Annotated in this window: 12 protein-coding genes; 8 read left to right on the top strand and 4 right to left on the bottom strand. The window is 65.6% G+C overall.

Going from position 1 to position 13,238, the window contains the following annotated elements:
* Positions 1-297: 297 nt before the first annotated feature.
* Positions 298-1,098: a hormone-sensitive lipase gene (locus G8O29_RS10445; RefSeq protein ID WP_367890160.1), complete on the top strand. Its 801-nt coding sequence runs from the start codon at positions 298-300 to the stop codon at positions 1,096-1,098.
* Between the two features lie 151 nt (positions 1,099-1,249).
* Here G8O29_RS10445 and G8O29_RS10440 read toward each other — a convergent pair whose 3' ends face one another.
* The 4 genes from G8O29_RS10440 to G8O29_RS10425 form a co-directional block, all read right to left on the bottom strand.
* Entirely contained in the window at positions 1,250-2,110 is an 861-nt protein-coding gene (locus G8O29_RS10440; protein ID WP_166403174.1) for an ABC transporter permease, read from the bottom strand.
* The gene (locus G8O29_RS10435) at positions 2,107-3,042 is read right to left on the bottom strand and encodes an ABC transporter permease (RefSeq protein WP_166403173.1); all 936 of its coding nucleotides are present in this window, start codon (positions 3,040-3,042) and stop codon (positions 2,107-2,109) included. The genes G8O29_RS10440 and G8O29_RS10435 overlap by 4 nt, the downstream gene beginning before the upstream one ends.
* 4 nt (positions 3,043-3,046) lie before the next feature.
* Positions 3,047-4,126: an ABC transporter ATP-binding protein gene (locus G8O29_RS10430; RefSeq protein ID WP_166403172.1), complete on the bottom strand. Its 1,080-nt coding sequence runs from the start codon at positions 4,124-4,126 to the stop codon at positions 3,047-3,049.
* A gap of 195 nt (positions 4,127-4,321) precedes the next feature.
* Entirely contained in the window at positions 4,322-5,449 is a 1,128-nt protein-coding gene (locus G8O29_RS10425) for an extracellular solute-binding protein (protein WP_166403171.1), read from the bottom strand.
* 407 nt (positions 5,450-5,856) lie between these two features.
* Here G8O29_RS10425 and G8O29_RS10420 point away from each other — a divergent pair, with 407 nt between their 5' ends.
* The 7 genes from G8O29_RS10420 to G8O29_RS10390 all read left to right on the top strand — a co-directional run bounded on the left by G8O29_RS10420 (position 5,857) and on the right by G8O29_RS10390 (position 13,088).
* Positions 5,857-6,879: a substrate-binding domain-containing protein gene (locus G8O29_RS10420; protein WP_166403170.1), complete on the top strand. Its 1,023-nt coding sequence runs from the start codon at positions 5,857-5,859 to the stop codon at positions 6,877-6,879.
* Positions 6,880-7,013: 134 nt separating this feature from the next.
* A complete protein-coding gene (locus G8O29_RS10415) occupies positions 7,014-8,291 on the top strand; it encodes an ABC transporter substrate-binding protein (protein ID WP_207623758.1) in 1,278 nt (425 codons plus the stop codon).
* 107 nt (positions 8,292-8,398) lie between these two features.
* Positions 8,399-9,349: a carbohydrate ABC transporter permease gene (locus G8O29_RS10410; RefSeq protein ID WP_166403169.1), complete on the top strand. Its 951-nt coding sequence runs from the start codon at positions 8,399-8,401 to the stop codon at positions 9,347-9,349.
* A complete protein-coding gene (locus tag G8O29_RS10405; RefSeq protein WP_166403168.1) occupies positions 9,346-10,179 on the top strand; it encodes a carbohydrate ABC transporter permease in 834 nt (277 codons plus the stop codon). Before G8O29_RS10410 ends, G8O29_RS10405 begins: the two co-directional genes overlap by 4 nt.
* Before the next feature lie 4 nt (positions 10,180-10,183).
* Positions 10,184-11,185 carry an ABC transporter ATP-binding protein gene (locus G8O29_RS10400; RefSeq protein ID WP_166403167.1) on the top strand — a complete coding sequence of 334 codons (1,002 nt, stop codon included), beginning with the start codon at positions 10,184-10,186 and terminating at the stop codon, positions 11,183-11,185.
* A 59-nt stretch (positions 11,186-11,244) separates the two neighbouring features.
* Positions 11,245-12,030: a ThuA domain-containing protein gene (locus G8O29_RS10395; protein ID WP_166403166.1), complete on the top strand. Its 786-nt coding sequence runs from the start codon at positions 11,245-11,247 to the stop codon at positions 12,028-12,030.
* Positions 12,030-13,088 carry a Gfo/Idh/MocA family protein gene (locus G8O29_RS10390; RefSeq protein WP_166403165.1) on the top strand — a complete coding sequence of 353 codons (1,059 nt, stop codon included), beginning with the start codon at positions 12,030-12,032 and terminating at the stop codon, positions 13,086-13,088. Before G8O29_RS10395 ends, G8O29_RS10390 begins: the two co-directional genes overlap by 1 nt.
* The last annotated feature ends 150 nt before the right edge of the window (positions 13,089-13,238 follow it).

The following is a 13,238-nucleotide window of genomic DNA, read 5'->3' as shown; positions in this document are numbered from 1 at the left end:
CGACATCCTTCAAGGCATGCGTCGTGCCGTAATGCACCTGCACCCCGCGCGCCGAGATCTTCGCAGTGGCGGTGTCGCTTGCCAGTGCAGCCGTTCGAATGTCGTCCATGGCCCGCTCCATGCCGTCGCCAGAGGCTCTGCGCCAGCTTCCGTCTAGACTGGCATGGTGAAGCATGTGCGACGGATTTGTAACAGCAGAATGACAACCCCCTGCCCGGCCGACACTCCGCCAGAACCCCCTTGAAGCCCGGCCTCGGGCTGACGCACAGTCGGCCGACCCTGACCGGAGCCTTGCCCGTGACCCTGCCGCCCTACCGCTGGCCCGACCCCGACCGCGACTATGCCAACGGGGCCTTCATCCCCCGAGCGGCCGATTATCCGCCGCGCTGGACCGAAACGGCAGCCGGGTTCCGGCAGGCGATGGGGCGGCGGGCCGAGCTTGATCTGGCCTACGGTTCCGCCCCGCGCGAGCGGCTGGATCTCTTCCTGCCCGAAGGCGCGCCGAAAGGCGTCGTGATCTTCGTGCACGGCGGCTACTGGCATCTCTTCTCGAAGTCCCACTGGTCCCATCTTGCGGCCGGTCCGCTGGCACGGGGCTATGCGGTGGCCATGCCCGGCTACACGCTGGCCCCGGCCGCGCGAATCGCCGAGATCACCGCCGAGATCGCCCGCGCCGCCTGGTTCGTCGGCACCCGCGTCTCCGGGCCGGTGGTGGTGACCGGGCACTCGGCCGGCGGGCATCTTGCGGCGCGGATGGGCTGTGCCGACATCCCGGTGCCGGTGGCACGGGTGGTGCCGATCTCGCCTCTGGCCGAACTCGGGCCGCTGACCGCAACCGCGATGAACGCAACCCTGAAACTGGACGCGGCCGAGATCGCGGCCGAAAGCCCGGCCCGGCACGCCCTGCGCGACGGGGTCAGCGCGCATGTCTGGGTGGGGGGCGCGGAACGTCCGGCCTTCCTCTGGCAGGCGCGGGTCCTGGCCGAGGCCTGGGGCTGTCCCTGGACCGTCGAGCCCGGACGGCACCATTTCGACGTGATCGAGGGCCTGTCGGATCCGGACTCTCCGCTTTGCGCGACGCTGCTTGGCGGTCTGTGACCGGCCGGAATGGCCGCACCGGAATGGCCGTGGAAGATCAGGCCCGGTCGGCCATGCGGCCCGCGTCACGCCGGGGCTCGTCGTGCGACGTCTGTCGCCTCCTCGCAGAGCGACGCAGCGAGGAGCGACGCAGTCGACGACGAGCGGTCCGTCAGAGCATCGCCGCTTCGGCGCGGCGCGCCTCGGCCGCGCGCTCGGCCTCGATCCGGGCCTTGCGGCGACGCTTCATCTCGTAGACCAGGGCCAGCACCAGTGTCACGCAGATCAGCAGGAACGCCAGCGCGTTGATCGTCGGCGTGATCCCGGCCCGGACCTTGGAAAAGACATAGACCGTCAGCGTGTCGGCCCCCCCGCGCGTGAACAGGGTGACGTTGAAGTTCTCCAGGCTCTGGAAGAAAGCCACCGCCGCCGACGCGCCCATCGCCGGGTAGAGATGCGGCAGAAGGATGCGCCGCAGCACCTGCGCGTGGCTGGCGCCCAGATCCAGCGCCGCCTCCTCCAGCCCCGGATCGAAGCTTTGCAGCCGCGCCAGCACCAGCAGCATCACATAGGCCGAGATGAAGCTGACCTGCCCCAGCGTGGACAGGTGCAGGCCGGGTCTGAACAGGATGAAGTCGCTGCCGACCGTGTTCCCCAGACTGTTCCAGAACAGCACGGTCGAAATGCCGATCACCAGCCCCGGCGCCAGGACCGGCGCCACCATGAAGCCGTAAAGCGTGGCCCGCCATTTCCCCGAGATCGCGTTGATGACGATCGCCGCCGCCGTGCCGATGGGCACCGCCAGCGCCACGACCGCCAGCGCGACCAGGATCGAGTTCAGGAAGGCCCGCCACATCCGCCCGTCGGCGAACAGCGCGCTGAACCAGTCCAGCGTGAAGCCCTTCCAGGGCACGATGGTGGGCAGCTTGCTGTCGTTGAACGCCGCCCCGGCCATGACCACCAGGGGCAGCATCAGGTAGATGACGAACAGCGCCATGTAGAAATGCGCAAGGAAGCGGCGGGAAGGGGTCATTTCGCGATGTCCGACAGGCTGACGCGGAAGAGCCGCAGCATCAGGATGACGAAGACGATGCAGAGCAGCAGGAAGATCATCGAATAGGCCGCGCCGGTCTGCCAGTCCTGACTGTCGTTGAACCAGGTGTAGATCGTCTGCGGGAACCAGTTCGCCCGCGTCGAACCCACCACCGTCGGCACCAGAAGCGACCCTGCCGACAGCATGAAGACCATCACGCAGCCCGAGGCGATGCCGGGCTTGGCATGCGGGATCACCACCCGCAGATGCGTGCGCCACCAGGGCGCGCCCAGATCCTCGGCCGCCTCGATCTGGTTCGTGTCCAGCGACTGGATCGAGGTGTAGATCGGCAACAGCATGAACAGGACGTAGCAATAGACCATCACGATCACGATCGCGTCGAAATTGGTCAGCACGCCCTGTTGCCAGCGGATCGCCTGGTCGATCAGGCCCAGCCACATCAGCAACTGGTTCAGCGGCCCGTTGAAGGTCAGGATCACATACCAGGCAAAGGCCCGCAGCGCCTCGGACACCCAGAGCGGGATGAAAAGCAGCAGCAGCAGCGTCGGCAGCGACTGGGGCGAGGCGATCTTGGCCAGGTAGAAGGCCAGCGGATAGGACAGGATCAGCGCAATGACCGTGCACAGCGCCGAGTAGAAGATCGTCTGCAGGAAGGACAGCACATGCACCGGCACCATCAGGGTGATGCCGAACAGGCTCCATTCCACCGGCGCGTCGAAGAACTTGGCATAATTGTTCAGCGAATAGACATCGCGCGGGCCGCCGATCTCGGTCACCGGCAGATAGGGCCGGAAACTCTGCTCGAACATGGCGAAGTTCGGCAGGATCACCAGCATCAGAAGCCAGAATCCGACCAGCAGCACGAAGATGCCGGTCAGCCCCCTGCCATAGCGGCGGATCAGGTTCTCCATCGCCTCAGCCTCGCACGTTCGCGTCGGGCAGGATCGCGGCGCGCTCGGGGGCGAAGGACATGTAGAGCTTCGCGCCGCGCTCGGGCACGGTCGCCGAGCCGTCGTTGCGGATCTCGGCGGTCAGGTGCGCGCCCGTGTCGCTGGTGGCGTGGATCGCGATGAAGCTGCCCTCGAAGGACACGTCCCCCACCGTCACGGGGATGCTGTTCTCCTCCGCGGGCGTGGCGCTGATGAGCGTGTGTTCCGGCCGCACATAGAGCTTGCCGGGCATGCCGCCCAGATCGCCCAGCCGGGCGCGGAAGGTGCCATGCGGCGTGACATAGCGCGCCATGCCCCCGGAGGGATTCTGGATCTCGCCCTGGAAGATGTTGTTCTCGCCCACGAAAGAGGCCACGAAGCCGTTCACCGGATTGTTGTAGATCTCGCGCGGGTCGGCGATTTGCTGGATGCGGCCCTGGCTCATCACGCCGACCCGGTCGCTCATCGCCAGCGCCTCGCCCTGGTCGTGGGTGATGTAGATGAAGGTCACGCCCGTCCGCTTCTGGATCGCGCGCAGCTCGGCCCGCATGTGCTGGCGCAGCTTCAGGTCCAGCGCGCTCAGCGGCTCGTCCAGCAGCATGACCGACGGCTCCACCGCCAGCGCGCGGGCGATCGCCACCCGCTGCTTCTGCCCGCCCGACAGCTGGCTGACCATCTTGTCGGCGGCATCGGGCAGGTCCACCAGCTTCAGCAGTTCCTCGGCGCGGCGGCGGCGGGTGGCCTTGTCCACCCCCCGCACCTCCAGCCCGAAGGCGATGTTCTCCCAGATCGGCATCAGCGGGAACAGCGCGAGGTTCTGGAAGATCAGCGCGGTCGGACGCTGGTTGGGCCGGGTGCCCTTCACATCCTTCCCGCCGATCCGGATCGTGCCCTGCGTCGGCTCGATGAAGCCCGACACCATCCGCAGGATCGTGGTCTTGCCGCAGCCCGAGGGGCCGAGGAAGGAAAAGAACTCGCCCGGGCGGATCGAGACATTGGCATTGTCCACCGCGCGGAAGGTGCCGAAATCGCAGCAGACATTCTCTAGATCAATTCCGGCGCTCATGGCCCTTGTCGTCCCCCTGAAGGCGTCTTTTCTTTTTCGGTGCAGGCTAGCAGGCCCCGTGGCCAAGGCAATGCACTTTGTCCGTGCTCATCGCACATTGGCCGGTCCGATGGGCCGGTTCAGATGACATCGCCTGCCAAACAGTCACGCCGGACCCGCTGCGGGCCCGGCGTGATGTGGTCGCAAAGGATTCCCTCAGGCCGCCTTGTACTTGTCGGCGTATTCCGACCGCTTGGCGATGAATTCGGCGGTCTGCTCGGGCCACCACCACAGCTTCGCCAGAGCCTCGTCGTTGAACGTGCCCGCGTAGTAGGCCGAGACCTCGGGCGACAGGAATTCGCTGGACCCCTTGCCGACCGGGTTCGACGAGAAGGCGGTCGCCCACATGGCCGAGCCTTCGGGCGTGGAGACGAACTTCACGAACTCATGCGCCTGTTCCACGTTGACCGCGTTCTTCATCAGCACGAAGCCCTGGTGCCAGGCGAAGGCGCCTTCCACCGGCGCGATGTAGGCATAGCCGTCGTTGCGCAGGTTGAAGCCGGTCGAATCCCAGCACAGGCCGATCGCGGCGCCGTTGGCGGTGAAGCCGGCATTGGCCTCGTTCTCGCCCGACCACCACTGCACGACATTGCCCTTCGCCTTGATGGCTTCGGCCAGCGCGATGTCCCACAGCTCGGCCATTGCGGCCATGTCGGTGTAGCCGTCCATCCACGGACGCGGCAGCTTGCCCTGCGCTTCCAGCCAGCGGCCCATGGCGGCCAGCGTGGAATGCGGGCGCAGCACCGCGGGGTTTTCCGGGTTGAACAGGTCGCCCAGCGACGGCGGGCTGGACAGCTTGGCCGTGGCCGTGTTCACCACCAGCGCCTCGGTGCCCCAGTTGGACGGGACATAGAACAGCTGGCCGTCCTTGCGCGACCGCTCGCCCGCCGAACCGTCGGCCAGTCCCGGCAGGTAGTTGTCCATCGCCAGCTTCGATTCGTCGAAGGGTTGCAGCAGCCCGTTCGCGTTCCAGCCGCCCCAACGGTCGATGGTCGGCTCGATCACGTCGATGCCCCCCGCCTGAAGCGCGACCTTGGCCTCGGCGAACATCGTGTCCTGGTCGGGCATTTCCTTGAAGTTGACCTTGATGCCGGTCGCGGCGGTGAAGGCGGGGAACACCTTCTCGGACAGGACGGGATAGCCCGCCCAGCCCACGAAGTTGACTTCGCCCGACGAGGCCAGCGCCTTCGACGAGATGATGGCCGGCGCGGCAAGGATGCCCGCCCCGGCGGCAGAGCCCTTCAGGAAGCGACGACGGTTGAGGGTGGAATTTGCAGGTGTCACGGTTGGGTCTCCCAGGTTGCTATGGTCCAAAGGCGCGGTCTGTCCCCGGATCTTTATCGTTCACGCGGGCGCGCTGACCTCTCCTTGCAATGCCCATGTAACAGGACCTTGACAGAAGCAGGCAGCGGCCCGGGCAGCGGAAGCTTACTCCCGCTTCGGGTGGGGCTGTCAACGGCGCTTTGCACCCGCTCAACCGGGAGAGGATCGCTGCCGGAGCCTCTGCTTCTTCCGGCAGCACCGACGTCAGCTCCGCCGTGCAAGGACGCCCCGGCTGACCGGCTCCATCCTGCGTCCCGCCGCCTTCGCCGCGGCACCGTAGGCCGTCGCACCGCACGAAAACCGTTGCATTTCGCTTCCGAAATGTTTCGGATGACAGCCAAAGGGGTTTGAGGAACAAGGCACGGACCATGGCAACGCTGAAGGACATTGCCCGCAGCCTGGATCTGTCGATCACCCAGGTCAGCCGGGCGCTGAATGACCATTCCGACGTCAGCGAGGAGACGCGCCTGCGCGTCAAGGCGACGGCGCGGGCGATGAATTACCACCCGAATGTCTCGGCCCGCAAACTGGTCTCGGGCCGGTCGGGCATTGTCGGCCTCGTGGTGCCGCAGCACCGCAACATCGGTCAGGACGGCATCTTCATCGAGGTGGTCGCGGGCCTGTCGGCGCAGTTCTCCGGCAGGGGCATGCAGTTCGTGCTGCACATCATGGCGGAACAGGAATCCCCGCTGCCGGTCTACCAGAAGCTGATCGGCACCGCCCTGCTGGACGGCTTCGTCCTGATCGACCCGCTGGACCGCGACCCCAGGATCGACTTCCTGCGCCGTGCCGGCGTTGCCTTCGTGGTGCATGGACGCAGCGGAGAAACCATCGATTACCCCTATTTCGACATTGAAAATGAACAGCTTGCCCATGATCTAGCCGCATATCTTCTGGCGCGCGGCCATCGGCGGATCGCTTTCCTGAACGGGGTCGCCGGGCGCAGCTACGTCACCCGGCGCGAGGCGGGTTTCGTCCGCGCGCTCAGGACCGCCGGGGTGCCCCACATCCCCGAGTTGCACCTCAACGGCGACATGGACGAGGCGCAGGGCCTGACCGGCACCATCCGGCTGTTCACGGGCGCCGCGCCGCGCCCCACGGCCATCGTCTGCGGCAATGTGCGCCTTGCCCGCGGCGCCTATCAGGCGCTCGCCGCGCTTGGGCTTTCGGTGCCCGGCGATGTCTCGGTCGTGGCGCATGACGATGAACTGCCGGCCCTGCGCGCCTCGGCCTTCTTTCCGGCCCTGACCGTGACCAGGGCCCCTCTGCGCGACAGCTGGGAGCCCCTGGCCGATTGCCTTGCCGGCGCCATCGCCGGCAAGCCGCTCGCCAGCCTGCAACGCATCGGCAGCTACAGTTTCATCGAGCGCAATTCCGTGGCCCCAGCATAGCACCCTTCCAGAGCACAGCGAATCGTTGACTGAAAGCGCTTTGGACACTATGTTTTCCGAAACGTTTCGGAAGTTGCCGGGCGTTTTGCAGCGAAGAAGGCCGGCCATCTCGGCGGCTCCAGGGAGGAAAACCAATGACCATCATGAAAGGCCGCGCCCTGCGCGCGACCGCCACTGCGGCCATGCTTGCCGTGTTCGGCGCCCCCGTCATGGCGGAAGAGCTCTTCTATGTCTCCGGCGCCGTCGGCAATGCGGTCGAGAACTTCAAGACGCTCGTCAAGCCGTGGGAAGAGGCCACCGGCAACACCGTGACGCTGGTGCCGATGCCGGCCTCGACCACCGACCAGTTCGGCCAGTATCGCCTGTGGCTGGCCGCAGGGGCCACCGACATCGACCTCTACCAGACCGACGTGATCTGGGCACCGCAGCTGGCCGACCACTTCGTCGACCTGACCGAGGCGGCCAAGGACCTGGCGCCGCAGCACTTCCCCTCGATCATCGAATCGCAGACCGTGAACGGCAAGCTCGTGGCCCTGCCGATCTTCACCGACGCGCCTGCCCTCTATTACCGCACCGATCTTCTGGAGAAATACGGCAAGCAGCCGCCCAAGACCTGGGCCGAGCTGACCGAGACGGCCAAGTTCATCCAGGACGCCGAGCGCGCCGAAGGCAACAAGGACATCTGGGGCTTCGTCTGGCAGGGCAACGCCTATGAGGGCCTGACCTGCGACGCGCTGGAATGGGTCAAGTCGCATGGCGGCGGCCAGATCGTGGAGCCCGATGGCACGATCTCGATCAACAACCCGAACGCCGTGGCCGCGCTGGAACAGGCGAAGTCCTGGGTCGGCACGATCAGCCCCGATGGCGTTCTGGCCTACCAGGAAGAGGAAGCCCGCGGCGTCTGGCAGACCGGCAACGCGGTCTTCATGCGCAACTGGCCCTATGCCTATGGCCTGGGCAATGGCGACGATTCGGCCGTCAAGGGCAAGTTCGCCGTGACCACCCTGCCGGTCGGCAAGGAAGGCGACCCGTCGGCGGCGACGCTGGGCGGCTGGAACGTGGCGGTGTCGAAATATTCGACCAAGCAGGAAGCGGCGATCAGCCTGGCGCTCTACCTCGCCGGTCCCGAAGCGCAGAAGCAGCGTGCCATCGCGGAATCGAACCTGCCGACCATCATGGCGCTGTATGAAGATCCCGACATCGCCGCTGCCCAGCCGATCATCCCGCAGTGGAAAGAGGTGTTCCTGAACGCCGTGCCGCGGCCCTCGGCGCCCACCAAGGGCAAATACAACGAGGTTTCGGCCAAGTTCTGGTCGGCCGTGCACGACACGCTGTCGGGCAGAGGTTCCGCAGCCGAGAACCTGGAGCTTCTCGAAGTCGAACTGAATGACATCAAGGGGTCGGGCTGGTAAGTCCTCCCGGACCTGACTGACCCCATGGCGGGCGGCTTCTGGCAGACAGGGGCCGCCCGTCACATCCAACCGGGCCCGAGGGGGGACCCGGACAAGGGGAGGGTATCATGGCAAGCAATGACGGGGGGCTCAGCCTCTCGCAGCAACGGCAACGCGCGGCCTTCTGGTTCCTGGCGCCCATGCTGGCTGCGCTGTTCTTCGTGGCCGCCTGGCCGCTGTTGCGCACGATCTGGTTTTCGCTGACCAACACGCTTCTGTCCGACCTTTACGGCGGCGAGTTCATCGGCTTCGACAACTACCTGTCGATCCGCGTGCTGGAGTCGGGGCGCGTCATCTACCGCGGGACGCTGGTCGATCCGGCCTGGTGGAATGCGGTCTGGAACACGGTGCGCTTTGCTGTCGTCTCGGTGTTCTTTGAAACCGTGCTGGGCCTCATCGTCGCCCTGGTCCTGAACGCCGAGTTCAAGGGCCGCGGCCTGGTGCGCGCCGCCATCCTGATCCCCTGGGCGATCCCGACCATCGTGTCGGCCAAGATGTGGGCCTGGATGCTGAATGACCAGTTCGGGATCATCAATGACATCCTGCTGAACCTCGGGCTCATCAGCCAGAAGATCGCATGGACCGCCTCGACCGACACCGCGATGTATGCCGTGCTGATGGTCGACATCTGGAAGACCACGCCCTTCATGGCGCTGCTGATCCTTGCCGGTCTCCAGATGGTGCCGCGCGACATCTACGAGGCCGCGAAACTGGACGGCATCAACCCGGTCAAGGTGTTCTTCAGGATCACCCTGCCGCTGATCCGCCCCGCGCTGGCCGTTGCGATCATCTTCCGGATGCTCGACGCCCTGCGCATCTTCGACCTGGTCTATGTGCTGACGCCCAATTCGGCCGCCACCAAGACCATGTCGGTCATCAGCCGCGAGAACATGATCGACTTCGACAAGTTCGCCTATGGCGCGGCGCAATCGACGCTGCTCTTCGCCATCATCGCCGTCTTCGTCAGCCTCTACATCTGGCTGGGCAAGGTCGATCTTTCCGGGGAGGGCCAGAGATGACCGCGCAGAAACTCTTGTCCACCATCGCCTTCTACGCGCTGGTCGTGGTGATCTTCGTCTTCTCGGTCTTTCCGTTCTACTACGCGATCGTCACCTCCTTCGCGACGGGAACCGAGCTGTTCAAGGTCAACTACTGGCCCAAGGCGTTTTCCTGGGCGAACTACGAAACCGTGCTGGGCGGGCGCAACTTCGTGCGCTCGGTCTGGAACTCGGTCTTCATCGCCACGACCACCGTGGTCTTTGCCCTGTTCCTCGCCGTCACCGCGTCCTACGCGCTGGCAAGGGTGCGGTTCCGGGGGCGCGGCCTTCTGCTGATGATGATCCTCGCCGTGTCGATGTTTCCCCAGATCGCCGTGCTGGCGGGCCTGTTCGAGCTTGTCCGCTTCCTCGGCATCTTCAACACGCCCTGGGCGATGATCATGTCCTATGTGATCTTCACCCTGCCCTTCACGGTCTGGGTGCTGACCACCTTCATGCGCGATCTGCCCGTGGAAATCGAAGAGGCCGCCATCGTCGATGGCGCCACGCCCTGGGTCATCATCACCAAGGTGTTCCTGCCGCTGCTCTGGCCCGCGCTGGTGACGACCGGCCTTCTGGCCTTCATCGGCGCCTGGAACGAGTTCCTGTTCGCCCTGACCTTCACTTCGTCCGAGACGACCCGGACGGTGCCGGTTGCGATCGGGCTTCTCTCCGGCGCAAGCCAGCAGGAAATTCCCTGGGGTCCGATCATGGCGGCAAGCGTCATCGTGACCGTGCCGCTCATCATCCTCGTCCTCATTTTCCAACGCAAGATCGTCGCGGGTCTGACCGCGGGCGGCGTGAAGGGCTGACATCATGGCAAAGATCGAACTGAAGAACGTCACCAAGTCCTATGGCGCCGTCCAGGTCATCAAGGGCATCGACCTGACCATCGAGAAGGGCGAATTCATGGTCTTCGTCGGGCCTTCGGGCTGCGGCAAGTCCACGCTGCTGCGTCTGATCTCGGGGCTGGAGGAGATCACCACCGGCGACATGCTGTTCGACGGCGAAAGGGTGAACAACCTGATCCCGTCGAAACGCGGGATCGCCATGGTGTTCCAAAGCTACGCGCTTTATCCGCACATGAAGGTCTATGACAACATGGCCTTCGGGATGAAGCTGGACAGGACGAGCGACGCCGAGATCAGGAAGCGGGTCGAAAGCGCCGCCAAGCTCCTCCAGATCGACCACCTCCTCGACCGCCTACCAAAGCAGCTGTCCGGTGGCCAGCGCCAGCGCGTGGCCATCGGCCGGGCCATCGTCCGCGACCCGAGGGTGTTCCTGTTCGACGAGCCGCTGTCGAACCTCGACGCCGCCCTGCGGGTGCAGACCCGGCTGGAAATCGCGAAACTCCACCACTCCATGTCCAACGTCACGATGATCTATGTGACCCACGACCAGGTCGAGGCGATGACCTTGGCCGACCGCATCGCCGTCCTGCGCGACGGGCGGCTGGAACAGGCAGGCACCCCGGCAGAGCTGTACGAAAACCCGAACTCGCTCTTCGTCGCGGGCTTCATCGGCAGCCCGAAGATGAACTTCCTGACCGGGAAATTCGCCGAGGCCGAGGGCTGCACCACACTGGGCGTCCGGTCCGAACATATCGACGTTGTGCCGAACGGCCCCTGGTCGGGCGAGGTGCTGCATGTCGAGGACCTTGGCTCCGACCACTTCCTCTTTGTCGAGATCGGCAGCGACGAGCCCATCATCGTCCGCCGCCCCGGCAAGGCCGACATCGCGGTCGGCTCCAGGGTCTCCATCGCCCCGCGTGCCGATCACCTCTACCGCTTCGACGCCGACGGCAGGCCCGTCCGCTGACCCATACCCTGCGCGCCCCGGCCCCTTCCGGGCGCGCATCCATTCCAAGGAGACTACCCATGACCATCCGCGTCACCGTGTGGGGCGAGAACGTCCATGAACAGAAGAACAAGGTGGTGGCCGAGGTCTATCCCAGGACCATGCACGGCACGATCGCCGAATTCCTGAACAGGGAAGACGGGATCGCCGCCACGACCGTCACCTTGCAGGACCCCGAGCATGGCCTGACCGCCGCGAAACTTGCCGAAACCGACGTGCTGATCTGGTGGGGCCATGCCGCCCACGGCGAGGTCAAGGACGAAGTGGTCGAACGCGTGGCCGAGGCCGTCTGGTCCGGCATGGGCATGATCTTCCTGCATTCCGCGCATTTCTCCAAGCCCTTCAAGCGGCTTATGGGCGCACCGTGCAACCTGTCCTGGCGCGAGGCCGGCGAACGCGAACGCCTCTGGGTCACCAGTCGCCAGCACCCCATCGCCCGGGGGATCCCCGACCATTTCGAGATCGAATACGAGGAAATGTATGGCGAACCCTTCGGCGTACCCGAACCGCTGGAGACGGTGTTCGTCAGCTGGTTCCAGGGCGGTGAGGTGTTCCGTTCGGGCCTGACCTACCGGCGCGGGGCGGGCAACATCTTCTACTTCCGCCCGGGGCACGAAACCTATCCGACCTATCACCAGCCGATGGTGCAGAAGGTGATCGCGAACGGCGTCCGTTGGGCCTACAACCCGGAAGGACGGCTGGCCAACCCCACCGACGCCCCGAACCGGCCCATCGGCAAGACGCTGGAGCCTCTGGAAGAACGCGGCCCGCGGCTGCACCATGACGGCGAGGCGGGGTATCGCTGATGCAACCCGTCCGCCTCCTGATCCTCGGCACCGGCGGCATGGCAAAGAACCATGCCGAACAATTCGCCGCGATCCCCGGCGTCACCCTTGTCGCCGGGATCGACACGCGTCCTGAACAACTGGCCGCCTTCCAGCAAACCCACCACATCCCGCACGGTTTCGCCTCCGTCCAGGACGCCATCGCCTGGGGTGAGTTCGACGCGGTGACCAACGTCACCCCCGATGCGGCGCATCACGCGACCACCCTGCCCTTCCTTGCGGCGGGGAAACATGTGCTGTGCGAAAAGCCGCTGGCGACCAACGCCGCCGATGCGCAGGAAATGGCCGAAGCCGCGGCGAAGGCGGGCGTGGTGAACATGGTCAACCTCACCTACCGCAACGTCCCCGCCCTGCAACAGGCGGCAAGGATGGTGCGCGAGGGCGCCATCGGCGAGATCCGGCATTTCGAGGCCTCCTACCTGCAAAGCTGGCTCACCCAGCCCGCCTGGGGCCATTGGGACAAGGAGCCGCAATGGCTCTGGCGGCTGTCCACCAGGCACGGATCAAAAGGCGTCCTGGGCGATGTGGGCATCCACATCCTCGACTTCGCGACCTTCATCGCGGGCATGGACGCCACGCAGATTTCCTGCCTCTTGCAAACCTTCGACAAGGCGCCGGGCGGGCAGATCGGCGAATATGTCCTTGACGCCAACGACAGCGCAACGATGCAACTGCGGCTGGCCAATGGCGCGCTTGGCACCGTCGCCGCGACCCGGTTCGCCAGCGGCCACCTGAACGACCTGCGGCTGCGGCTTTACGGTCTGACCGGCGGGCTGGAGGTGCGGTTCGAGAAGGCCGAAAGCCATCTGCGCGCCTGCCTCGGGGCCGAAGCAATGAAGGTAGGTCTCTGGCACGACATCGACTGCCCGCCCGTGCCCACCGTCTATCAGCGCTTCATCGCCGCAATCCGGGGCGAGGGTCCGCAAGACCCCGATTTCGCCCGCGGTGCGGCGCTGCAGGTGCTGCTGGACAAGGCCGAAGCCTCGGCGGTGGAAGGCGGCAAACTGCAGGCCGTGTGACCGGACCCCGACGCCGGGAGGCAGATTGAGCGCTGACGCGCGAAGACCTCTCCTCTCGTCGTCGGCCTTCGCCTCCTCCTCGGCGATGGGGGTTTCACCCCCAAACCCCCAGAGTATTTGTGACGTGAGCAAGCGCATTTGCCCATGTCA

The sequence above is a fragment of the Rhodobacter calidifons genome, assembly GCF_011174775.1.
Lineage (GTDB): Bacteria > Pseudomonadota > Alphaproteobacteria > Rhodobacterales > Rhodobacteraceae > Tabrizicola > Tabrizicola calidifons.
This window is presented reverse-complemented; position numbering and strand designations above follow the sequence as displayed.

What these genes read in the sequence shown, in the direction of transcription:
- G8O29_RS10440 (WP_166403174.1), bottom strand. Translation starts at nt 2,110, where the DNA reads ATGACCCCTTCCCGCCGCTTCCTTGCGCATTTCTACATGGCGCTGTTC.
- G8O29_RS10435 (WP_166403173.1), bottom strand. Translation starts at nt 3,042, where the DNA reads ATGGAGAACCTGATCCGCCGCTATGGCAGGGGGCTGACCGGCATCTTC.
- G8O29_RS10430 (WP_166403172.1), bottom strand. Translation starts at nt 4,126, where the DNA reads ATGAGCGCCGGAATTGATCTAGAGAATGTCTGCTGCGATTTCGGCACC.
- G8O29_RS10420 (WP_166403170.1), top strand. Translation starts at nt 5,857, where the DNA reads ATGGCAACGCTGAAGGACATTGCCCGCAGCCTGGATCTGTCGATCACC.
- G8O29_RS10415 (WP_207623758.1), top strand. Translation starts at nt 7,014, where the DNA reads ATGACCATCATGAAAGGCCGCGCCCTGCGCGCGACCGCCACTGCGGCC.
- G8O29_RS10410 (WP_166403169.1), top strand. Translation starts at nt 8,399, where the DNA reads ATGGCAAGCAATGACGGGGGGCTCAGCCTCTCGCAGCAACGGCAACGC.
- G8O29_RS10405 (WP_166403168.1), top strand. Translation starts at nt 9,346, where the DNA reads ATGACCGCGCAGAAACTCTTGTCCACCATCGCCTTCTACGCGCTGGTC.
- G8O29_RS10400 (WP_166403167.1), top strand. Translation starts at nt 10,184, where the DNA reads ATGGCAAAGATCGAACTGAAGAACGTCACCAAGTCCTATGGCGCCGTC.
- G8O29_RS10395 (WP_166403166.1), top strand. Translation starts at nt 11,245, where the DNA reads ATGACCATCCGCGTCACCGTGTGGGGCGAGAACGTCCATGAACAGAAG.
- G8O29_RS10390 (WP_166403165.1), top strand. Translation starts at nt 12,030, where the DNA reads ATGCAACCCGTCCGCCTCCTGATCCTCGGCACCGGCGGCATGGCAAAG.